Raw genomic sequence first — 20,828 nt, forward strand, 5'->3', positions numbered from 1 at the left:
GGGCCGACGGGACGTCTGCGCGCGGGGTTTTGAGGAGTGGACCATTGATCCGTGCCCGGCGAATATGTGTGACCGCAGTGGCGGTGCTGGCGACCCTGGCGGGCTCGCCCGGACTGGCACAGGCTGAACAGTTACGCGAATCGGGACTGTTGAGCGCGACGGACGACAACCCACTTCCGCCCGGGTGGCGGATCGGCGGGGAGGGCGGGGCGCGTGAGCTGGTCTGGCGTGCGCCTGAGGTCGTGCCCATGGGGGACGCCCGGGTCGAGTTCCGCACCGGGGACCGGCTGCTCGGGGTGCCGAAACCGGCGAAGGACGGGCGGACCTTCCGGCTCGCCCTCGACCAGACGCGTCCCAAGCAGCTGAGGGACCTTCAGGTGACGGCCGCGGGGCGTCGGCTGGACGCGGCGGCCGACGCCCCGCACGAGTCCGGCTCGCGCGGTGCACGGACGCCCGCGCAGGCGCCGGCCAACGGCGTTGACCCGGGCAAGCCCGGCTCCTACCGCACGGTCACCGGCACATACGACCTCGACCCGGTGCGCCTGCCCGGGTTCGACACCCCCGTGGAGATGACCGCCGAGGTCGTGGCACCGAAGGGTGCCGCCGGCAAGCGGCCGCTCGCACTGTTCCTGCACGGTCGCCACTCCACCTGCTACAAGCCGGGCTCCGAGGACGACGTGACCGGCGACTGGCCCTGCGCCGGCGGCTACAAGCCGATCCCGAGTCACCTGGGCTATCTGCGCGACCAGCGACTGCTGGCCTCCCAGGGCTATGTGACGGTGTCGATCTCGGCGAACGGCATCAACGCCCAGGATCAGGAGACCGAGGACGCCGGCGCGCAGGCGCGTTCCTCGCTGGTGCGCCGGCACCTCGCCCGCTGGGCCGACTGGACCGCCCATCGCTCCTCCGCCCCGGCCGCGGTACGCCGGGCGCCGAAGGCGGACCTCTCCCGCGTCCTGCTCGTCGGCCACTCCCGCGGTGGCGAGGGCGTCAACCGGGCCGCCATGGACAGCCTCTACCCGCCGCCTGCCGCCGAGGACGGCTACCGGGGCCCCGTGCGCTGGAAGGCGCGCGGCACCGTGCTCATCGGGCCGACGATCTACGGTCGGAATCCGGTCGCCGACGTACCGTCCGTGACGCTGCTGCCGGGCTGCGACGGTGACGTCTCCGACCTGCAGGGCGAGGACTTCGTCGACGGGACGCGCGGGATCGGCCGGGGCACGGCACTGCACAGCGCGGTCTACATGGTCGGCGCCAACCACAACTACTTCAACAGCGAGTGGACCCCGGGCGAGGCCGTCGCACCGGCCGACGACGACTTCAGGACCGACCCGGAGCAGCCGGCGGACCCGGTGTGCACGCCGGGTGCCGCGACCCGGCTGACCGCCGCCCAGCAGCACAAGGCGGGGGCCACATACATCGCCGCCGCGGCCCGGCTCTTCCTCGCCGGGGACGATCGGGTGCGTCCGCTGCTCGACGGTTCCGGCAAGCGGGCCCCGTCCGCGGACCCGGCCCGGGTGCTGACCCACGCGGTCGGCGGCCGTCGCAGCGGTGGTTTCCTGCCGGACGGCGGGGCGAAGGTGACCGGCGCCCGGCTGTGCTCGGCGATCGACCCGGACCCGGCCGCGGCCTGTCTGAACCCGGATACCCCCGGATCGTCACCGCACTTCGCTTCGTGGGAGACGGAACGGGAGACCGGCCGCAGCGCGGTGGACCTGACATGGTCGGCGCCGGGCAGGGCCGCGCGTGTCACTCCGGCCAAGCCGCTCTCCCTCCGCGGCTCCCAGAAGCTCGCGCTGCGGGTCTTCGTACCGCCGAACACGACCGGCACGAAGTTCGACGTGTCCGTCACCGACTCCTCCAACCGCCGGGTGAAACTGGGCGCTGTCCGGGTGGACGGGCTCCCAGGCTCCGCGAGCACCGCCTCCTACTGGGCTCAGGAGCTGCGCGTCCCGCTGTCGGCCGCGACCCGGGCCGGACTCGACCTCAGGCACGTCAAGTCCCTGGAACTGACGCCCCGTTCGCAGACCGGACGGGCCTGGCTGATGGACGCCTGGGGCTGGGCACCGGGCACGTCGGCGGTGAAGGCGGCCGCACTGCCGCGTGTCGACGTGGGCCGCACCATCGTCAAGGAGGGCGACTCGGGCACCCGCACCTACCGGATCCCGGTCGAGATCTCCGGGCGCGGCAGCGGGCAGGTCCGCGTGTACGTCCTCGACCCGGACAGCGGCCGGGCGGTTAACCGCCTCGTGACCGTACGGCCCGGCAGCCACACGATCGACGTTCCGGTCGAGGTGAAGGGCGACACGGCCTACGGCGACGACGTGGAGCACGACATCGCCGTCAAGGCCGTCCACAACGCCGTCGTCGGCAAGTACCGGGGCGGGATCACCGTCGAGAACGACGACCCCGAGCCGGTGATCACCCTGTCGCCGGTCACGGACCGGGTCACCGAGGGAGGGGCGCTGACCTGGCGGCTGTCCGTGGACGCGCCCGCGGCGGTGGACCTCTACGAGCCGGTGCGGGTGCTCCCGGTCGCCGAGGGCGCCGAGCTGTCCACCAAGGACGTGGACCCGCAGTGGCTCAAGGAAATGTCCGGCGACGTGCCCGACCCCGAGCGGCGGCTGTCCGACGCGCACCTGTGGGTGTGGCTGAACATCCCGCCCGGGAGCACCGGCGTGGACTTCGACGTGCCGACCCTACCGGACCAGGTGGTCGAGCCGGCCGAGTCGATGCGCCTCGCACTGACCGACCGCAACGCGGAGCCGCTGCCCGGCAGGCCGGTGCTGACGGGGACGGTGCTCGACAGACCGTAAGCACGAGGGACGAGGGTTCGCGAGCACCCTCTCGTGCGGGGTCCGGCCTGTCCCGACCCCGCACGCTGCGGCGTATCGTCAGAGAGTGCCGGAGTCGGCGATGGTGATCGTGGCCGAGGTGCGGCCGGACCGCGAGCCGTAGCTCTCGATCTTGCGCACGAGTTCCATGCTGCTCTCGTCGGCGACCTCGCCGAAGACGACGTGCTTGCCGTCGAGCCACGACGTCACGATCGTGGTGATGAAGAACTGCGAGCCGTTGGTGTTCGGGCCGGCGTTGGCCATGGAGAGCTGGCCCGGCTTGGTGTGCTTGAGCGTGAAGTTCTCGTCGGCGAACTTCTCGCCGTAGATGCTCTTGCCGCCCGTGCCGTCGCCGCGGGTGAAGTCACCGCCCTGGAGCATGAACTCCGGGATGACGCGGTGGAAGGACGAGCCCTTGTAGCCGAAGCCCTTCTCGCCGGTCGCGAGCGCGCGGAAGTTCTCCACGGTCTTGGGGGCGACGTCGTCGAAGAGGTTCATGTTGATCCGGCCGGCGGGAACGCCGTCGATGGTGATGTCGAAGAAAACCTTGATAGTCATGCCCCCATCCTGTCATCTGCCACCCTCAGGAGCGCCACGAGCATCTCGGATGCGCCCCCGCACCGCTGGTACGGCCAGGTGCTCCCCGAAGCGGCACGCCGTGCCCGGCCCGGCGACACCCCGGCACACGATCAGACTCCGGTGTGGACGTGCGCGGCCCAGCGGGTGGGGGCGGCGGGGTAGCGGTCGCGGAGGTCCAGGAGGGCCTCGGTCAGGGCTTGGGCGCCGGGCAGACCGGCGGCGCGGCGGGTGTGGAAGGCCTCGGCCACCGCTTCGGCCGCCGCGTCGGTGACCGGCCACAGGGTGCCGACGACCTGGCGGTAACCGCAGAGCTGGAAGGCCGCTGTGATGTGCACGAACTCGTCCGCGAGCCGGTGGGCCGTGACGCCGGTGCTGCACGCGGACAGGTGCGCCAGGTCCGCCTCGCGCAAGCGGAGGTCCGCGAGTACGGCGACGGTCAGCGGACGCTCGCGGTGATCGGCGAGGAGCAGTCGACTGCCCGACGGGTCGAGCGGGTCGGTCAGACCGTGGCACACGAAGTGCGCGGTGCCGTGCCGCGGGAGGGCGTCGAGTACGGACTGCGAGGTGGCCGCCGGGCCGGTGAGTACGGTGACGGGCCCGGCGGGCCGCAGAAGCTCGGCGACGCGGGCCGCCTCCTTCTCGGCGTGGCCGAGAGGTTCCGCGCCCGGGGTCTGCGGCAGGGCGACGACCAGCGTGCCTGCGGCCGGGGACGCGGGAGGGCGGGTCCGGGCCTGGGCAAGAACGCGCAGAGTGGAGGTGGTGGAGGAAACCGTCCGGTCGAGGAGCGTGGCGCGGCGACGACCCCCGGGCGGGGGTGAGCGGTGCAGGCCGGCCGCGTGCAGGGGCAGCGAGGCGAGGAACCCGACCGGGCACCACCACAGGCGAGGCCGGGGGCGGTCCGCCGCACCGTCGATGCCGAGCCGGTCGAGCACAGGGGCGGCGACGGTGTCCCAGAGCCATTCGAGAGTGGCGTGGAGCTCGCTCTGGGCGTGTTCCTGCGCGCCGAAGACGGCGAACGGGTCGTCGCCGAGCTCGTGCGGGGCGGCGAGCGCATCCTGGAGCCGTTGCGCACGGGCGACCGCGTCCTCGGCGTCGAGGTCAGGCAGTGGGACGACGGTGACCGGTTCCGTGGGCGGTGCGGCAGGGTCGAGGATGAGGGCGTCGGAGCGCCAGGCGCTGCAGTAGACCAGCACGACCGGGCCCTCTCCCGCCGCGTCCCGCAGCTCGTCGATCGTCGGCCCGTCCAGGAAGTCGGCGTTCCCCAGCGCGCGGATGCGGGCGAGCAGGCGCGTCCAGCGGACGCCGTGCCGGAGCCGCTCCTCGGCCGAGCCGTCGAACGCGGTCGGCACGGCAGCGCGCAACTCCTCGAACTCGGCGGCGAGTTCGGGCTGCTCGCGGCGCAGGTCCGCGAGCGCGGTGTCGGGGGTGCCCAGGGCATCGGCGGCGAGGACACCCCTGGCACGTTCAAGGAATGTGACGGCCCGTGCGGGGTGGCCGGCCGCGACGGCGGCTGCCGCCGTGGAGGAGGCCAGCCCGGCGGTCTCCCGGAGCGTGAACTGCCGGTCCCGGCGCGTGAGTTCGTGCGGGGCGATGAGCGGCAGCAGTCCGACGGCCGTACCGAAGGCGTCGAGCGCGGCCTCGGCGTCCCCGCGGTCCATGGCCCAGTTGCCGGCGCGGGCCGCGGCGGCGAGCCGTGCGGCGGGCCGGGCCGTGGTGATCGTGGCAGCCTGCCGGAAGGCTCCCTCCGCCTCCGCGGCGGCCTCGGCGGCGCGCTCGGGGTCGCCCGCCGCCCGCGCCTCGCGGTGGTCCAAGGCGCGGACCACGGCGAGCGTCAACAGGAACTCGACACGGTCCGGATGCTGTGCGGGCACGGCGGCGGCCGCCTCACGGGCCAGCGCGGCGGCCTGCGCGAGGGCGTCGGGCTCCCGCGTCTCCAGCGCCGCCGCGGCCAGATGGTGGACCTGCAGACATTCGGCGAGTGCGATGCGCACCATGGGCCCGTTCGTGGCGTCGAGCGGGATCGCGGCGACGGCCTCGCGCAGCAGGGCGAGGGCGAGCTCGAGCAGGGCGGGATGAGGCTCGGGCCCCGCGCACAGGCCCAGGACGGCGTGGCCGGCATGGGCGACGAGGGACGGCTTGAGGGGATGGTCGTCGGGGCAGGTCTGCTGGGCCTGAAGGCAGCAGCTGACGCCCTCCGACATCCGCTCGACGTACGCGTCCTCGTCGCTCAGCCGGTCCGCCCCGCGCAGCAGTACCTCGCCGAGGTGGGCCAGCGCCACGGCACGCCCCACGCCGGACGGGGGTGAGGAGGCCACCACCCGGCGGGCGTAGGTCTCGGCGTCCCCGAGCGCGTCCAGGTCGCGGCGGCGCTGGTACAGCTGGAAGAGCCCCTGGCTCAACTCGGAGAGCCACGTGAGCTGCTCGTCGGCGGTGAGGTCGGGGTCCGGGCCGTCGGGGCCGCCGTCGAGTTCCCGCAACAGCTCGATGCCCTCGGCGAGTGCGGCGAGGTCCCCGGTCTCGTCGTACCGCCTCAGCAGGGTGCCGGCGAGCAGCCGCATCGCGTTGCGTGACCGGGACCCGGGCGCCTCGGCCCGTACCCGCTGCCGTGCCTCCTCCACGGGGTCGGCGGGATCCTGTCCGGCAGCGTGGGCCAGTCGCTCGGCCTCTCGCAGTAGCCCGACGGCGTCGCGGTACGAGGCGTGGCCGGGCGGCGCGAGGCGGCACGCTTCCTCGGCGGACGCCAGGGCCTCCGCGACGAGCGCCGTGTTCCCGCCCGCCCGTTCCTGCCGTGCGAGGTCGAGCAGGCAGTGGGTGAGCAGCAGCCGGCGGGAGATCCGGTTCGGGTCGTTGGCGGCGGACCCCGCCACCGAGGCACGCAGCGCGTCGGCGGACCGGCGCAGCAGCTGGAGGTCGCGGGTCTCCTTGTAGAGGTTGCGCAGGTCCTTGCCGTAGTTGTTGAGGATCGCGGCCCGCTGCGGCTCCGCGTCGGGCACGGTGCGAGCGGCCTCCGCGCCGAAGTCGACGGCGGAGCGCAGGACGGCCGGGTCCGCGGAGCGGTCGTACAGCGCCGAGTACAGGTTCTGGACGTGGCAGAGGCGCACGGCGCGCAGGGGGTCGTGCAAGGGGGTGAGATTCAGCGCGACGATGCTGACCTCCAGGCTCTGCTCGAGGGCCGCCTCGTCGCCGGTGCGGCGGAACGCGTCGAGGAGCAGCGAGCCGTGGTTGAACATGACCAGCGGCCGCTGCGGATCGTGCTCGGCGCAGAGCCGGGCGGCCTCCTCGCTGTAACCGCGTGCCGCCTGCAGGAGGTGGAGTTCGCCGGTGCGGGTCAGTTCGTGCTGGAGGGCCACGCCGAGCGCCGTCCGGGCACGGACGCTGCGGGAGCGCTGCTCCTCGGGCAGGATCTCTAACAACCCCGGGGTGACGCCCACCAGTTCGCGAAGCAGGACGATGGCCGTGCGGAGGGTCGCCGGGTCGCGGATCGCACGGTAGCGCTCGACGGCGAACGCGGCATGGTCGTAGAGCGCCTCCAGCCGCTGGTCGGGGTCGCGGGCGATCCTGGCGAGGCCCCTCGGCAGCCGCGGCAGGCGCCGTACGCCGGCCCGGATGCCGGATGGTACGAGCGCCGGCGCGAGGGCGTCGAGCCAGGCCGACAGCTCCAGAGCCCTATTGCGCAGGGCGCGTGCGCTGACGGGCGGCGGCGGGGCTGCCAGGTGGAGCTGCCAGCTCGCGACGGCGACGGTCTGCGCCATGTCGGCCTCGGGCGGCGGATGATCCTGCAATGCCTGGTCGGTGAGCCGCAACAGACCTGCGGTGGTGGGATCGAGGAGCGGCACGTCGTCCCCGGTGTCCTCGAACCGGCTGACGCGGGCGCGCAGTTCGGCGTAAAGACTCAGCTCGACAGCCACTCGATGCTCCCGTCCCGCTCCCGGCCACTATCTGACATTCTCTGCCATGACGACCTTGGACGGGAGGGCGCATGCACGACCTGGCGGACCGACTCGACCGGCTGTGCCGACTGCTTCGTGGGGGCGAACTCACCCGCCGTGCCCGGGAGTACGGGGTGGCCGAGCACCTGGAGCGAGTGCTGGACGCCGTGCGCGCCGGGACCGACCCGGAGCGGGTACGCGCCGATCTCGAAGCGCTGGACGAGGGATTCGCCCGACACGGCATCGACGGCCTGACCGTCCGGGCCCGGGCCTACCAGCCGCTGTCGGGGACCGTCGGGCATCCGGTCCTGCGGGGCTGGGTGTGTCCGGCAGCGCACCGCTGCTCCCGGTTCACCCAGCACGCCACCGGGACCCCGGGCGGGGACGCCGGGCCCGTGTGCGAGGCACTGGGGACGCCCCTGGTGTGGGTGGAGATCCCACTGTGAACGCCTTCCTGGGAGAACTCGGCCGGAAGCTGGCCGAACGCTGGGTGACGCTGCTCGTGCTGCCGGGCGCGCTCTACGTGGCCGTGGTGACGGCCGCGTCGGTACTCGGTCAGGGGCGGGCGCTGGACCTGCGCGGGCTGAGCTCCTGGATCGACGGTCTCGCGGCGGCGCGGGGCGCCGGCCAGGTCGGGATCGTGGTCCTCGTGGCGGCCGGCGCACTGACGGCTGCCACGGGTGCGGGGCTCTGCGCGGCAGCACTCGGCGAAGGTGTGGCGCTGCTGTGGGCGGTGGAGGGGCGGCGCGGCCCGGGGCGGTGGCTGGCCGAGCGGCGCCGGCAGCGGTGGCAGCGGGCCTACGCGGAGGTCGTCGCGGCGCGCCGGGCGGTGGCGCTGAGCGCCGTACCTCCGCACGGGGCGGACCCGGAAGCGCGCGCGGCACTACGGGCGTCGCTGGACCGCTGCCGTCGGATCTGTCCGGTGCCGGCCGACCGTCCGACATGGATCGGGGACCGGCTGCGGGCGGTGGACCTGCGGGTCCACCACGCGTACCGGGTCGACCTTGAGGCGCTTTGGCCCAGACTGTGGCTGGCGTTGCCGGACCCGGCGCGCACCGAGCTGACGGACGCGTACGCCGCGTACCGGGCGAACGCCCGGCTGACGGGCTGGGGCCTGATGTACTTCGTGCCGGCGCCGTGGTGGTGGCCCGCCGCGCTCGTCGCCGCCGTCACGCTCACCACGGCATGGATCCGCGCCCGGGGCGCGGCGGAGTCGCTGGCGGACCTGGTGGAGGGGGCGGTGGACCTGTACGGGCGCGACGTGGCGACGACGCTCGGGGTACTGCCGGACGGCGAGGGCCTGGACCGCGCGTCGGGCGACGCGGTGAGCGCGCTGCTGCGCAAGGACGGGTCGCTGCACCCGGAACCGACGGATCCGCCCGTCGGCCCGCTGTAGCAGCGGGTGGCGGCGGCATTGCTGGCGCGCCTGCTGACGGAGTACCGGTTCACAGCCGAGATCGCCCATGAACTGCGCACCCCTCTGACGGGCCTTCTGACGGCATCCGAGATCCCTCCGGAGCGCCGGCGCCCCCCCGGACCGACTCGGCAAGTCGTCGTCCCCCCGCTGCGCAACTTCACCCTGTCCAGGGCTTCGTGCTTCGTACGTGCGTTTGATGTGGCGGATAGGGGTCATCCGCATGCCAAGCCTGCCTCCCAACGGGGCGGCGCCGACAGCATCATGCGGGGACACGACGCGGGCGACGAGGAGTGAACGCGATGACCGTCGCGACACAGCAGGGTGGCGGGGGCGGTTCCAGCGGCCTCTACGACGTTCTTGAGCTCATTCTCGACCGCGGGCTGGTGATTGACGCGTTTGTGCGCGTCTCCCTCGTCGGTATCGAGATCCTCAAGATCGACATACGGATCGTGGTGGCCAGCGTGGACACCTACCTGCGCTTCGCCGAGGCGTGCAACCGTCTCGATCTGGAGGCGGGTCCACGCAAGCCGGCCGGGCTCACGGAACTCGCGGGGAAGGTCACCGAGTCCGGCGCCCGCGGCAAGACCAAGGGCGTCCTGTCCGGTGCCGCGGAGACCATCGCCGACGCCTTCCAGCAGACCCGAGACGAAGCACGGGATCGTCAGTCTGGACGCGGCCGCTAATAAGGCAGTGCAGGGCGCGGTGGCCATGCCGGGGCGCCGCGGCGCGACGCGCCACGCTGGGCTCGCGGAGCATCAGCACACCTCCGGTCCGCGGGCGGCGGAGGGGGTGGAGGCACAGCGGTCTTCACCTCCGCCGCCGGCCTGCTCGGCGTCGGAGCCGGCGGCGTTCTACCGCGCTGCGATGGCTTTGAGCCAGTCCTCGACAGTGAAGACGTCTGCCCACTGCGGGAAAAGCCTTTCCGTGAGCATCGTGTGCACCTCGGGGTCGGTGTCGAGGCAGGCGTCCGTCAGGACGGTGAGGCCGAAGTCCAGGTCGATGGCGTGCCACAAGGTGGACAGCACTACGGCACTGGTGGCGATGCCGGCGAGGACCAAGCTGTCGATGTCCCGCGCCCTGAGGACCAAGTCGAGGTCGCTGCCCGAGAAGGCGCTTCCCCGCCTCTTGGTGATCACGACGTCGTCCTCTTGGGGCGCGACGGCGTGATGGATCTCGGTACCAGGGGCACCCTCGGCGAAGAGGCCGGCCCGTACGGCGTTGGTGATCACCTTGTTGCGAGGGCTGACTTCTGAATCGCCCGGCCGTAACGCGATCTTGACGTAGATCACGGTGATGCCGGCAGCCCGGGCACCGTCGATCGCTCTGCGCAAGCGTGGCAGATATCCGGAACCGTCGTCGGCGATCGCCACGACGTCCTGTTGAACGTCCATCACCAGAAGTGCACTGTTGCCCATGCTCGTCAGCCTCTTCTCCCTTGGGAAACATGCAGAAGTCTGGTGGGTCTCAAGAAATCACCCCACGGGCCGATGAACACGACGCGCCCATGCTCGCATCGTCCGCTGACGCACGCTCTCCTTTTCCACACACACGACCAGCCGGTCAAAGGTGGCACTGCGTCCTCACGCACTGTCGCCTCGGCAGTACGACCACCAGAAGGGACTGGCGACGCTGCGGACGCCTGGGGTCGAGCTCTCTGGTCGATCTGCCCGATGGGGAACTTCACCCACCGTTCGTACGGCAGGCCCTACTCGCAGCCCCGTAGCAGCCCGTACGACGCGCTCTTCTCGACGCGCTGCCCCATGGGCGGTTCGTTGTGCAGGGCCATACTGCCGCAGGGGATCAGAACGCGCAGATCGTCGGGCGGGACGGGCGACGCCGCCGCGGCTTCACCATGCTGCGAGGTGGAGCGTCTGAATGAAAATCCCTTACGACCAAGGGAGGTGACCGCTCTACGGTTGCTCCTCGTGACCATGGAGATGCCCTACCAGCCACTTCCGATCGACCAGTCCGACGTGCGCTACATCCACGGACCCGATTCCGCTCTACAGCCGGGTGTGCCCGCTGGTGAAACGATCGAGCTCGAGTGGAGCGGCAGCGAGGTCTACCCGGGAACCTTCCGGAAGTTCTGGGTACACGTGCCTGCACAGTACGACCCAGCGGAACCGGCATCCCTGATGGTGTTCCAGGACGGATGGTGGTACCTGGACCCCGCCGGGGAAGTACGCGGCGCGATCGTCCTGGACAACCTCATTCACCGCGGCGACATCCCCGTCACCATCGGCGTGTTCGTCGATCCTGGCGTCTTCCCCGACGCGGAGAACCCGAAGAACCGCAACAACGAGTACGACGCCTTCGACGACCGGTACGTCACCTTCCTCCTCACCGAGATCATCCCGCAGGTTGCGGAGCGCCATGCCATCGTCCAGTCACCGGAAGGGTGGGGCATCTGCGGCGGGAGCAGCGGCGGCAACTGCGCCTTTACCGCCGCGTGGCTGCGTCCGGACAAGTTCCGCCGCGTGATCGGATACCTGTCCAGCTTCGCGCAGATGCCGGACGGCAACCCCTACCCAGACCTCATCGCCCGCGTCCCCCGCAAGCCGCTGCGCATCTTCATGCAAAGCGGCCACCGCGACCTGCACTGGAATGAGCCACAGTGGAACTGGCTCGCCGAGAACCTGCGCGTGGCAGCCGCGCTCGCTGAAGCGGGCTACGACTTCCGCCTAGTCCTGGGGGACGGCGGACACAGCCCCAACCACGGCGGCGTCCTGCTGCCGGACGCTCTGCGCTGGCTGTGGCGGCCCAACGAGGATTGATCGATACACGCATCATCCAACCTGGCGCCGGCTGCGGTGAGATGGGCTGCACCCTGGTCACATAGATGCGTGCAACTCCTGGTCGGTGAGTTCCCAACCGAGATCACTCGCTGGACCATGAGCGTCGTCATGCTCGCCTACCCGTCCGCGATCGACCTGGCCAGCTCACACTCGCGCTCCCTGACCAGGCGGCTCGCCGAGCGCCGCCGACAGGTCGGCACCCGCTGGCGGCGCCGGCCCGCGAATCGGCAGACCCCGCTCGTCCTGGCTCACCTGCGCCGATCGGCATGGTTTGCTACGGCGACAAGGGCTACCAGGGTGCTGGCGGCACCGTACGGGTGCAAGAGCTGGCGTCTCCTTCGCACACTGCGGTGCAGCACCACCCGCATCACCGGCCTCGCGCAGGCAGTCCTCGCGCTTCACATCGGAGGGGCCTGAGATGGGAAAAGGCTCAGTGGTACGTGATGGGTAGTTGGGTCCCACGAAGTTCTGACCTCGAGACACCGGCACGAGGTGAGGCGCACTGGCGCGGGCTCCTGCGCCGATCGTGGTTGCCTGCGGCCAGCACTCAGTCCGGCTTGGGCCGGGATCGCAGGTGCCGCATCTGGGCGTGGCTGAGGTCGTGCGCCTGTCGCATGTGACGGGTGATCACCTCGAGCTCGTCTTCGGTGTGGTCGTCGAGCAGTGCCTGCCAGGCCACGCCGAGGTCGTCCCAGACCGCGGTGACGCGGGCCACGCGTTCGGGTGCGAGGGTGACCAGGACCCGGCGGCGGTCCTGCTGGTCCGGGGTGCGGACCACGTAACCGCCTCGTTCGAGCCGGTCCACCAGCCGTGTGGCAGAGCCCGTGGTGAGGCCCGTCATGTCGGCGATCTGCTTCACCGTGAGCGTCCCGGGTTCGGCCGTCAGCAGGCTCAGACACTGCACATCGGTCGCATGCAGTCCGAGGTGGTCGGCGAGAGCCTGGTTGAACAGCACATACGCCGCCAGGTAGCGGCGGGACTCCATCGACAACTCCTCGTACAACCGGGCCCGACGCGACTCCGTCACCTGGATCACCTTCCAATTTGCTGCGCGACGCAGCAATCTATAGGCTGCTGCGTGACGCAGTTAATGCGCCAAGCAATTATTCTACCGAGGGGGACCCATGCTCACCGTCGCCGTCACCGGGGCCACCGGAGCCCAGGGCGGGGCCACCGCCCGCGCGCTGCTTGCCGCCGGCCACCGGGTGCGCGCGCTCACCCGCCGACCCGGCTCGCCCGCCGCCGACATCCTGCGCGGCCTCGGAGCGGAGGTGCACCGCGCCGACTTCGACGATCGCGCGTCCCTTGACGACGCCCTCGCCGGGGCGGATTCGCTCTTCGCCGTAACCACTCCCTTCGAAGCCGGCACCGCCGTCGAAGCCCGGCAGGGCAGGACCATCATCGATGCCGCGGCGGCCGCCCGCCTCGGGCACGTCGTGCTCACCTTCGCCGCCCACGCCGACCGCGGCACCGGTGTGCCGCACTATGAGAGCAAGTATCTGGTCGAGCAGCACCTGCGTGCCTCCGGCCTGCCCTGGACGGTGATCGCCCCGGCGGCGTTCATGGACAACTACGCCGGCGGCTGGACTCTCGACGGCCTGCGTGACGGCACCTTCGCCTGGCCCATGCCCACCGACCGGCCGCTCACGTTCATCCCCGCCGACGACATCGGCGCATTCGCCGCGCTGGCCCTCCAACGCCGCGACGAGTTCACCGGACGGCGCATCGACATCGCCTCCGACGAGCGCACGCCGGGCCAGGTCGCGGAGACCCTCGCCGCGGCCACCGGCCGCCCGGTGACCCATCAAGAGGTGCCTCTGGCTTACGTACGGACCCGGTCCGCAGACCTGGCCGCCATGTTCGGGTACTTCACCACCTCGGGCCTCGGCGTCGACGTCGCAGGGCTGCGTAACGACTACCCCGAAGTCGGCTGGCACAGCTTCACCGAGTGGGCAGAGGCCCAGGACTGGACCACGCTCCTGGCCTCTGCGCCCGCAGATCAGTGATCTCCAGAAGCGGCCCGGCATCATCCCGCCTCGGTCGCAGACGTCCGCGGGCAACCATCCAGAAGGGGAGGGTGCCAGCATGAAGCCCATCGGTTACTGGCTGAACCGCACCGACCAAGCCATCACTCGCTACATGAACGAGATGCTGCAGGAGTTCGGCCTGACCCGGGTTGCCTGGCAGGTCCTCAACCTCATCCACGACACTCCCGATGCCACCGACGTCGGTGTCCTGTCGGCTCTCTCCGCCAACGCCGACATCCACACGCTGACCGCCGCCGTCGAAACCGTGCTCGCCGACGGCTGGGCATCCCGCCCCGCACCGGACCGGCTCACCTTGACCTGCCGTGGCCGCCAGGGCCTGACCGAAGTCGCCGAACGCGTCACCACGTTCCGCGACCGGTCCACAAGCGGCATCTCCGCAGACGAGTACCGCACAGCCGTCCTCGTCCTGGAACGCATGACCCGCAACCTGGAAACGTCGACTGGCGCGGATCTCACCGACGAAGAGGCGCGTGGCCCAGGCGGATGACCGAGGCTGTCGCCCGGCGACACGGCGTCCTACCTCGCCGACAGCGAACTGGATGCGACGCTGGATCGTACCTTTTGGGCCGGTGTGTTCGGTGTGGACGGCAGACCAAGCGGCCGTGCCGGGAACAGCGGGTCCGGTCGGCAGGGTTGTATCGACCGAGGATCGGCACCGCATGAGCGGGGAAGCAGGGAGACGGCAAGGTCGTCCGCCCCATCAGGTTCCGGACCCCAGGGTTCGCGGTAGCCCGCCGCGCGCTTTGATGATGACGTATCTCTTCGAGAGGACTGTTTCATGGCTGACCGGCCTTTGACGCTCATGGCTGTGCACGCGCACCCCGACGACGAGGCCACCGGAACCGGGGGTGTCCTCGCGCGGTACGCGGCGGAGGGTATCCGTACGGTTCTGGTGACGTGTACGGACGGCGGTTGCGGTGACGGACCGGGTGGAGTCAAGCCGGGGGACCCCGGGCACGAACCGGCGGCGGTCGCCTCGATGCGCCGTCAGGAGCTTGCAGCGAGTTGTGAGGTGCTGAAGGTCAGCGATCTGGAGATGCTGGACTATGCCGACTCCGGGATGGCCGGCTGGCCGAGCAACGAAGCCCCCGGATCCTTCTGGCAGACCCCCGTGCAGGAAAGCGCGGCCCGGCTCGCGGAACTCATGCGGCACTACCGGCCGGATGTGGTCGTCACCTATGACGAGAACGGCTTCTACGGCCACCCCGACCACATCCAGGCCCACCGCATCACGATGGCGGCGCTGGAGATGACCGCGCTGTCACCGAAGGTGTACTGGACCACGATGCCCCGCTCGATGATGCAGCGGTTCGGCGAGATCATGCGCGAGTTTCATGAGGACATGCCGGAGCCGGATCCTGCCGAGACCGCCGCGTTGGCGGAGATCGGCCTGCCCGACGACGAGATCACCACGTGGGTGGACACCACCGCGTTCAGCGGCCAGAAGTTCGACGCGCTGGCCGCGCACGCCAGTCAGGGCGAGAACATCTTCTTCCTCAGGATGGGCAAGGAGAGGTTCGGCGAGCTGATGGGCATGGAGACCTTCGTGCGGGTCCAGGACGCCACCGGCGCGGCCGTACCCGAGAACGATCTCTTCGCGGGACTGCGCTGATCCGGCCGCCCCACCGGCGACATCGCATCGCCCGCATGCGCGATCAAGTGCACGAGGACACTCCGGCACCCCGATCGCTCGGCGCCAGGCCGCACCGACCTCGACGGCGTGCCGCGCCTGAACGGTCGTGATCGACCGACGGCTTCCGGTAGGCGGCGTGGGGCCTGACCATCGCCGGCATCACTGGGGCAGCGAGCCCGATGGTTCTGTGATCCGGCCGGGTCCCACCCGACACCGCGCGTGAAGCCGCTGGTCAGATGATGCTGGGGACGGGTGGGATCCAGCGGTGTGTGCGGGGCACCGTGCCGACGATGCCGTATTCGTCCCTGAGCTGTTGGGGGATGGCGTAGTGCATGACGCGTCCCCGGGTGAGGGAGGACAACTCGAAGATGGTGGTGAGGTGGCCGAGGCGGTCCAGTGCCCAGGCGCCGAGCGGTGAGCGGTCTTCGATGGTCTCCAGAACGCCGAGCAGGTGGGGGACGGTCTTGACGACGGTGTCCCAGGCGGTGCGGGGGACCTGAAGCCAGTCGGCACAGGTGTCGCCGATCAGGTGGCGGATCAGTGCGGAGACGATCGGGTCGAAGAGTGTGCCGGGTACGACTTCCTCATACAGGTCGATGAGCTGCCGCGTCAGGTGCGCGCCCTCCTCGGACGGGCCCATGTGCCGAATCATGTACAGGTCCAGGAACTGGCGGGCTTCCTCCAAGGTCCCGGGGACGGCGTCCTGGTCGACACCGAGCATCGCTCCGACCACCCGCCAGGCGTAGAAGTAGGCCTCGGCGCCCTCGGTGGACATGTGGATGCCCAGGCGGTGCAGCGAGTCCAGCACGAGGAGGGAGAAGAACATCTGGCCGCCGATCATGTCCTCCTGGCAGATCGGCACGCCCAGTGTGGTGGTGTCCCAGCGGTTCTCGCGCTGGAGGTGGTGGCGGATTCCTGCGTGCAGGAGGCGGACCTTCTGCACGGCGGGGATGAATCGGCTGCCGGCCTCGAAGGCCCCCGGCTGCATGAGGTAGACGGTGAACTGGCCGGTCTCCGCCATCCGCTTGGAGGGGTACTTCAGTCCGTGGGTGGCCGACAGCAGCCGTGCCACATGCGGGACGACGTAGCAGGCCGGCATGGAAGCGAACGACAGGGCCGTGGAGATGTGCACGTTGTTGTCGATGAAGAACAGGCGGGCCCTCTCCATCTCCCCCCAGTCCACCCAGGTCGGCGGGGCGCCGGTGGCCTGGAGGTACTCCCGGGCGACGTCGGGCAGCCCCTCGGGCAGGGGAGCGCCGACGGTGGATACGTACCGCATGAGGGTGTTGAACGTGCCGACCTCGCCGCGCTCGAACAGTTCGGCGACGGTGGCGTCGGCGAGTTCGTCACCGACCTGGCGCAGGGCGTCCATCGACGCGTCCGTGTAAGTCATCACAGGGCTCCTTGGTCGTGCGGGACAAGCGGGGGTGCCGTCGCCGGCATGAGGCGGTGCGGCCGGACCGCTGTGCGAGGGCCTCAGTGGTGACGGGCCGTCACCGACCGGGCCAGCGCGGTCAGAGCCGCGGTGGCGTGCCTGGGGATGTCCAGCTCGTGCAGGCAGTCCGTGGCCTCCTGGACCCGCGCGGTGATCATGTCCTCTACACGGTCCGGCGCCTTCAGCCGGAGCATCACCGCGCGCACGGCCTCCAGCCCGTTGTGGTCCAGGTCTCGTCGGCCCAACAGGGCGCGCAACTGCTCGCGCTCTCCGTCACCGGCAATGCGCCATGTCTCTGCCAGCAGAGCGGTGGGGCGGTGGCCGCGCACATCGTCGAGGCTGGCCTTGCCGGTGCGCTCCGGATCCCCGAACAGTCCCAGCAGATCATCCCGGAGCTGGAACGCCTCGCCCAGCGGCAGGCCATACGCCGAATACCCCTCACGCAGTTGCTCACCGGCGCCGGCCAGAGCACCGCCGATCAGCAGGGGCTGCTCGACGGTGTACTTGGCGGTCTTGTATCGGATCACCTTCAGCGACGCGGAGGTGTCAGGAGTGGTTCCGGTGTGCAGGATCTCCAGGCACTCCCCGGCGATCAACTCACGGGCCAGAGCCGCCCACAGCGGACGGGCCCGCCCGATGTAGGCGGCGGGCAGGCCGCTGGTGGCGAACAGCTGCCCGGCGAGTGACATCAGCAGGTCCCCTACCAGCATGGCCAGCGACCGGGCCGCGTGCGCCGCCCGCGGACGGCGCGGCAGCGCGGCGCGCAGGGCCACGTGCGCGGTGGGGCGGCCATGCCGCAGTGGACTGTCGTCGATGAGGTCGTCATGCACCATAGCGGCCGCGTGCACCAACTCCATGGAGGCCGCCGCCCGCACCAGCGCTTCACTGTCCGGTTGCCCGGCCGCGCGCCAGCCCCAGTAGCAGAACGCCGCTCGCAGCCGCTTTCCGTCCGTGACCGCCTGTTCCACCTGCCGGGCAACCGGGGCCAGGCCGGGATCGATCACCGCGAGCCGGTCGGCTTCCTGAGCGACGAAATGATGCAGCACCTCGTCGACTTGGACCTTGAACGCAGTCGGTTCCCAGTGTTCAGACACCATCGCCGGCCCGACGGGCCATGGAGCGCCGCGCGAGGATTTCAAGATGGGCCGGTGGTACGGCTGTGCACCGGTCGAGTGCCAGGCGCCCGCGTGCCACCAGTTCCCGTTCGGCCTCGGCCGCCAGCTCGGCCGTATCGGAACGACGCAGCAGCCCGCGCATCGTCCCGAGGGCCGACCCCACGGTGCTCACCGTCAGATCGGCCAGCCCCGCCACCAGTAGCACCGCTTGATGTTCCAGGCCCCCGGGGCGTTCCGCCTGCCGTGTCATGCCTCTCCCCACCCGCAGAACGTACGTCTCGTGGCGCCCTGACGCGCCATCCTCTCCAGCGTCGCGTCACACAAGGTGGCGAAGGGGAGGAACTCACCAATGAGCGATCACACCGTACGGACGTACGATCATTGCATGCGCTCGGCCCAGCCCTTCGTGATCGAGACGCTTGTCCATGTCCAGGCACAAGGTGCCGTACGGGTCGACGCTCGAGCGGAACAGCGGGGAACAGAGTTCGGTGCGTGCTGGCCAACATGCGGGTCTTGGGCGGACTTCGGGAACGCGGTCCGGTCAGGTCCAGCTGCGGGTGACCGCCCTTGCATCGCCATGTGACCGGCGCTCGGCGGCCACCCGCTGACAGGCGTCACGCTTCAGTACGCACTCCCCGTGGTGGGGCGGCGCGCGTTGTCGTCCGGAGTCATCCATGGCCCTCGGACGAGGGGTAGATCCGCCACAGCCGGGAGAGGTTCGGTCTGCCCCACATGCGCGTCAGCCCTACCAGCCGGTCGTTGCCCTGGAGATGGTCGGCGATGGCCAGGGCGTAGCGCGGGTGCACGACCGAGACCATGTAGAAGTCGTTGCCGCGCTCCGCGTGGGACACCAGCCGCCAGTGCTGGCTGAGGCTGTCGGTGCGTTCTCGAAGGGCCACGATGTCAGGCGGGTTGGCCCCGGCGGTGAGGCAGCGGTGGTTGGCGTACGACTCGATGCGCACGGTGCCGTCGGCGTCTGCCGCAGGAACCAAGCTCTCGAACGGGTGGACGGTGTCACCTGGGTCACCTGACCGAGCGTCACCCACACTTAGTGCGTGTTTCTGATCCCCGAATCTGAGTAGCCTTGGGTTTTACGCTGGCGCGGTGTCCAGGGGTACCGGGCAGGGCGGAGAGAGGATCTGTCGGGCTTGTGGTGACCGGCTGAGGCTGGGCCCGCGGCCTGACGCCTTGTTCTGTTCTGCGGTGTGTCGTGCCAGGCAGTGGCGTACGGACCGGCGGTTGCGCAAGCGTACGGCTGCCGCGCTGAGCGGTGCGGGCGAGGTGGAGTGTCCCGAGTGCGGGGCTCGGTGGGTGGCTGGCGTTGACCGGAGGTCGAACGCCGTCTTCTGCTCGCGCCGATGTGTGGTGAGAGCTTGGAGGCGCCGGAAGGAAACGTTCGGCGAACGGGCACAGTGACCGCATCCCGTACGCATCCTGCGTCCAACTTCGTTCAGAGCACGGTCACTTGCGGTCATTCGTTGTGATCTGTGTATTTACGGTCTGACTCTCGGCTGAGCGGGCCGCGTCCACGTCACGGACATCAGCTCCGTGCTGCGGCCCGCATGGGTGGTGAAACCCATGACGGAGGAGATCGACAAGGTCGGAAGCGTCAGCCAGTCCCGTTACGAGCAGATCGTGTCCGAGCTGCGGGACGTGGTGGAAGCGCAGACGCGCGGGCAGTTCACGATCGGGGACCGCGCCCTGGAGATCGAGCCGATGAGGGAGCCGGGCGGCCACCACGCGGTGGACCCCGAGTGGTCGGTGACCACGACGCTCACGCGGCTGGCCGAGGACATCGGCCTGAAGTTCAGCACGGTGAAGTCGGCGAGGTGGACATCCTCACGCTGGCCGGCCGATCGCCGGCAGAAGGGCGTCTCCTACACCGTTCACCGGATCCTGGCCTACATCGAGAACGACCAGGAACGATTCGCCGCGATCCTCACACCGCCTGGGGGCAAGGCCAGGTGGACGCCGGACGACGCCAGCCGACGGGTCGGCAACCGGGTCGAGACACCGGTGACGCCGAAGGAGAAGATCACCGCGATCCACACGCTGGCTCAGGACGAGCAGGTCGCCGCGGCGGTGACCAGCGACTTCCTGAAGCGGCCTGAAGTGACGGCCAAGGTGACCACGGTGGACAAGGCCCGGGTGGTGGAGGAGTTCACCCGTGACGAGCACGTGGCCACCACGGCGGCCACGAACCTGCTCCGCAGGCCGGACGTTGCATTCAAGGCGATGAGCGACGACACCGCCCGCTTCCAGGTCAACCATGCCCAGGCCGAGCGGTCCCGGCAAGCCCGCGACCACTTCGAGGACACCAGCCCCGTCGCACCGGCGGTGAGGAAGATCGACCGGACGGTGGAGTTTCTCGACCTGGTCACCGCCTGCCACTCGTTCGTCGCAGCAGCCGGCCGGACCGTCCCGGGCCTGCGCGACCGCACCCTGAGCGAGGACGAGGCCACGATTGTGCACCAGAACGTCGCCAAGGTACGGGCGACGCTGGACTGGATCGAGACCGCCGTCGACACCGGCAAGGTCGACATGGACGACGCGCTCGCCCGCATGCTGCGGAGCGAGTAGCCATGCCCCGCGCCTCACGGCGCCGGGGCGAGGCCGCCCAGCGGCATGCGGACACTCTGCGGTTCGTGCTGTTCGAGGCCAGACCCGCAGGACTGCTGTTCCCCCAGCTGACCCGCGCGAGTGGGCTGTCCCCCAGCCAGGTCCGGTCGGGGCTGGCCGCCCTGCGCGACATCATCGCCGAAAACGGCTGGCCACCGCTGATCTGGACCAGGGCCGACGGCTACCAGCTCGGTGCGGAACGCGCCGCGCTGGAGGCATACGAACGGGCCGTGCTCACCGAGAAGCTGACCGAGTTCCGCCGGTTCATCACCGGCACGGTCGCCCCGCACGCCGCCGCCCACCCGGGCGACAAGTGGGTCAAGCACGTCATCGCCCAGCTCAACTCCATCGAATCCACCCTCGATCTCGTCGTCTCAGCCTGACACCCGGGGGCGCCCGGCCTCATGCCGGGCGCCTTCTCCCC

The 20,828-nt window shown here is 70.5% G+C and carries 18 protein-coding genes and 2 pseudogenes; 12 read left to right on the forward strand and 8 right to left on the reverse strand.

Annotated features, from left to right (window positions below):
• Window positions 1–44: 44 nt before the first annotated feature.
• On the forward strand, window positions 45–2,816 hold the full coding sequence (locus QOL88_RS38085) for an alpha/beta hydrolase family protein (RefSeq protein WP_097222728.1): 2,772 nt from the start codon (window positions 45–47) through the stop codon (window positions 2,814–2,816).
• A 78-nt stretch (window positions 2,817–2,894) separates the two neighbouring features.
• Here the strand turns inward: QOL88_RS38085 and QOL88_RS38090 are convergent, their stop codons facing one another.
• Window positions 2,895–3,392 carry a peptidylprolyl isomerase gene (locus QOL88_RS38090; protein ID WP_031107460.1) on the reverse strand — a complete coding sequence of 166 codons (498 nt, stop codon included), beginning with the start codon at window positions 3,390–3,392 and terminating at the stop codon, window positions 2,895–2,897.
• 131 nt (window positions 3,393–3,523) lie between these two features.
• Window positions 3,524–7,321 (reverse strand): CHAT domain-containing protein, encoded by a 3,798-nt coding sequence (locus QOL88_RS38095; protein WP_097222729.1) that lies wholly within the window; start codon window positions 7,319–7,321, stop codon window positions 3,524–3,526.
• 71 nt (window positions 7,322–7,392) lie between these two features.
• Between QOL88_RS38095 and QOL88_RS38100 the strand changes: the two genes are divergently transcribed.
• The 4 genes and pseudogenes from QOL88_RS38100 (at window position 7,393) to QOL88_RS38115 (ending at window position 9,442) form a co-directional block, all read left to right on the forward strand.
• Window positions 7,393–7,788: a hypothetical protein gene (locus tag QOL88_RS38100; protein WP_097222730.1), complete on the forward strand. Its 396-nt coding sequence runs from the start codon at window positions 7,393–7,395 to the stop codon at window positions 7,786–7,788.
• A complete protein-coding gene (locus tag QOL88_RS38105) occupies window positions 7,785–8,738 on the forward strand; it encodes a hypothetical protein (protein ID WP_097222731.1) in 954 nt (317 codons plus the stop codon). The genes QOL88_RS38100 and QOL88_RS38105 overlap by 4 nt, the downstream gene beginning before the upstream one ends.
• Before the next feature lie 18 nt (window positions 8,739–8,756).
• Window positions 8,757–8,861: pseudogene (locus QOL88_RS38110) on the forward strand (histidine kinase dimerization/phospho-acceptor domain-containing protein); the annotation flags it as partial.
• Window positions 8,862–9,058: 197 nt separating this feature from the next.
• Window positions 9,059–9,442 (forward strand): gas vesicle structural protein GvpA, encoded by a 384-nt coding sequence (locus QOL88_RS38115; protein WP_097222733.1) that lies wholly within the window; start codon window positions 9,059–9,061, stop codon window positions 9,440–9,442.
• A 168-nt stretch (window positions 9,443–9,610) separates the two neighbouring features.
• On the opposite strand, the gene QOL88_RS38120 is transcribed toward QOL88_RS38115, so the two are convergent.
• Window positions 9,611–10,174 (reverse strand): cysteine hydrolase family protein, encoded by a 564-nt coding sequence (locus QOL88_RS38120; protein WP_097222734.1) that lies wholly within the window; start codon window positions 10,172–10,174, stop codon window positions 9,611–9,613.
• Between the two features lie 516 nt (window positions 10,175–10,690).
• Between QOL88_RS38120 and QOL88_RS38125 the strand changes: the two genes are divergently transcribed.
• Together QOL88_RS38125 and QOL88_RS39065 are read left to right on the forward strand one after the other, a co-directional pair.
• Window positions 10,691–11,533 carry an alpha/beta hydrolase gene (locus tag QOL88_RS38125; protein ID WP_257028110.1) on the forward strand — a complete coding sequence of 281 codons (843 nt, stop codon included), beginning with the start codon at window positions 10,691–10,693 and terminating at the stop codon, window positions 11,531–11,533.
• Between the two features lie 342 nt (window positions 11,534–11,875).
• A pseudogene (locus QOL88_RS39065) lies at window positions 11,876–11,971 on the forward strand (IS5/IS1182 family transposase); the annotation flags it as partial.
• 130 nt (window positions 11,972–12,101) lie between these two features.
• Here the strand turns inward: QOL88_RS39065 and QOL88_RS38135 are convergent.
• Complete coding sequence (locus QOL88_RS38135; protein WP_373559333.1) at window positions 12,102–12,581, reverse strand: MarR family winged helix-turn-helix transcriptional regulator; 480 nt, start codon at window positions 12,579–12,581, stop codon at window positions 12,102–12,104.
• A 97-nt stretch (window positions 12,582–12,678) separates the two neighbouring features.
• On the opposite strand from QOL88_RS38135, the gene QOL88_RS38140 reads away from it, so the two are divergent.
• The 3 genes from QOL88_RS38140 to QOL88_RS38150 all read left to right on the forward strand — a co-directional run bounded on the left by QOL88_RS38140 (window position 12,679) and on the right by QOL88_RS38150 (window position 15,214).
• On the forward strand, window positions 12,679–13,560 hold the full coding sequence (locus QOL88_RS38140; protein ID WP_097222737.1) for an NmrA/HSCARG family protein: 882 nt from the start codon (window positions 12,679–12,681) through the stop codon (window positions 13,558–13,560).
• A gap of 79 nt (window positions 13,561–13,639) precedes the next feature.
• Entirely contained in the window at window positions 13,640–14,089 is a 450-nt protein-coding gene (locus QOL88_RS38145) for a MarR family winged helix-turn-helix transcriptional regulator (RefSeq protein WP_097222738.1), read from the forward strand.
• Window positions 14,090–14,380: 291 nt separating this feature from the next.
• Window positions 14,381–15,214: a PIG-L family deacetylase gene (locus QOL88_RS38150; RefSeq protein ID WP_097222739.1), complete on the forward strand. Its 834-nt coding sequence runs from the start codon at window positions 14,381–14,383 to the stop codon at window positions 15,212–15,214.
• Window positions 15,215–15,467: 253 nt separating this feature from the next.
• On the opposite strand, the gene QOL88_RS38155 is transcribed toward QOL88_RS38150, so the two are convergent.
• The 4 genes from QOL88_RS38155 to QOL88_RS38170 all read right to left on the reverse strand — a co-directional run bounded on the left by QOL88_RS38155 (window position 15,468) and on the right by QOL88_RS38170 (window position 18,777).
• Window positions 15,468–16,628, reverse strand: a complete 1,161-nt coding sequence (locus tag QOL88_RS38155; RefSeq protein ID WP_097222740.1) for an oxygenase MpaB family protein — start codon at window positions 16,626–16,628, stop codon at window positions 15,468–15,470.
• Between the two features lie 83 nt (window positions 16,629–16,711).
• On the reverse strand, window positions 16,712–17,767 hold the full coding sequence (locus tag QOL88_RS38160) for a polyprenyl synthetase family protein (RefSeq protein ID WP_097222741.1): 1,056 nt from the start codon (window positions 17,765–17,767) through the stop codon (window positions 16,712–16,714).
• Window positions 17,757–18,035, reverse strand: a complete 279-nt coding sequence (locus tag QOL88_RS38165; protein ID WP_097222742.1) for a polyprenyl synthetase — start codon at window positions 18,033–18,035, stop codon at window positions 17,757–17,759. The genes QOL88_RS38160 and QOL88_RS38165 overlap by 11 nt, the downstream gene beginning before the upstream one ends.
• Window positions 18,036–18,453: 418 nt before the next feature.
• Window positions 18,454–18,777, reverse strand: coding sequence for an RICIN domain-containing protein (locus tag QOL88_RS38170; RefSeq protein ID WP_257028019.1), 324 nt, complete (start codon window positions 18,775–18,777; stop codon window positions 18,454–18,456).
• Between the two features lie 586 nt (window positions 18,778–19,363).
• Between QOL88_RS38170 and QOL88_RS38175 the strand changes: the two genes are divergently transcribed.
• Together QOL88_RS38175 and QOL88_RS38180 are read left to right on the forward strand one after the other, a co-directional pair.
• Window positions 19,364–20,365 carry a DUF6192 family protein gene (locus QOL88_RS38175; protein ID WP_097222744.1) on the forward strand — a complete coding sequence of 334 codons (1,002 nt, stop codon included), beginning with the start codon at window positions 19,364–19,366 and terminating at the stop codon, window positions 20,363–20,365.
• A 2-nt stretch (window positions 20,366–20,367) separates the two neighbouring features.
• Window positions 20,368–20,787 carry a RacP protein gene (locus tag QOL88_RS38180; RefSeq protein WP_097222745.1) on the forward strand — a complete coding sequence of 140 codons (420 nt, stop codon included), beginning with the start codon at window positions 20,368–20,370 and terminating at the stop codon, window positions 20,785–20,787.
• Window positions 20,788–20,828: the final 41 nt, after the last annotated feature.

Source organism: Streptomyces sp. Ag82_O1-12, from assembly GCF_900182715.1.
GTDB classification, from domain to species: domain Bacteria; phylum Actinomycetota; class Actinomycetes; order Streptomycetales; family Streptomycetaceae; genus Streptomyces; species Streptomyces massasporeus.

Coding starts and splice junctions, on each gene's coding strand:
- QOL88_RS38090 (WP_031107460.1), bottom strand. CDS start 3,392: ATGACTATCAAGGTTTTCTTCGACATCACCATCGACGGCGTTCCCGCC.
- QOL88_RS38100 (WP_097222730.1), top strand. CDS start 7,393: ATGCACGACCTGGCGGACCGACTCGACCGGCTGTGCCGACTGCTTCGT.
- QOL88_RS38115 (WP_097222733.1), top strand. CDS start 9,059: ATGACCGTCGCGACACAGCAGGGTGGCGGGGGCGGTTCCAGCGGCCTC.
- QOL88_RS38120 (WP_097222734.1), bottom strand. CDS start 10,174: ATGGGCAACAGTGCACTTCTGGTGATGGACGTTCAACAGGACGTCGTG.
- QOL88_RS38125 (WP_257028110.1), top strand. CDS start 10,691: ATGGAGATGCCCTACCAGCCACTTCCGATCGACCAGTCCGACGTGCGC.
- QOL88_RS38140 (WP_097222737.1), top strand. CDS start 12,679: ATGCTCACCGTCGCCGTCACCGGGGCCACCGGAGCCCAGGGCGGGGCC.
- QOL88_RS38145 (WP_097222738.1), top strand. CDS start 13,640: ATGAAGCCCATCGGTTACTGGCTGAACCGCACCGACCAAGCCATCACT.
- QOL88_RS38150 (WP_097222739.1), top strand. CDS start 14,381: ATGGCTGACCGGCCTTTGACGCTCATGGCTGTGCACGCGCACCCCGAC.
- QOL88_RS38155 (WP_097222740.1), bottom strand. CDS start 16,628: ATGACTTACACGGACGCGTCGATGGACGCCCTGCGCCAGGTCGGTGAC.
- QOL88_RS38160 (WP_097222741.1), bottom strand. CDS start 17,767: ATGGTGTCTGAACACTGGGAACCGACTGCGTTCAAGGTCCAAGTCGAC.
- QOL88_RS38165 (WP_097222742.1), bottom strand. CDS start 18,035: ATGACACGGCAGGCGGAACGCCCCGGGGGCCTGGAACATCAAGCGGTG.
- QOL88_RS38175 (WP_097222744.1), top strand. CDS start 19,364: ATGACGGAGGAGATCGACAAGGTCGGAAGCGTCAGCCAGTCCCGTTAC.
- QOL88_RS38180 (WP_097222745.1), top strand. CDS start 20,368: ATGCCCCGCGCCTCACGGCGCCGGGGCGAGGCCGCCCAGCGGCATGCG.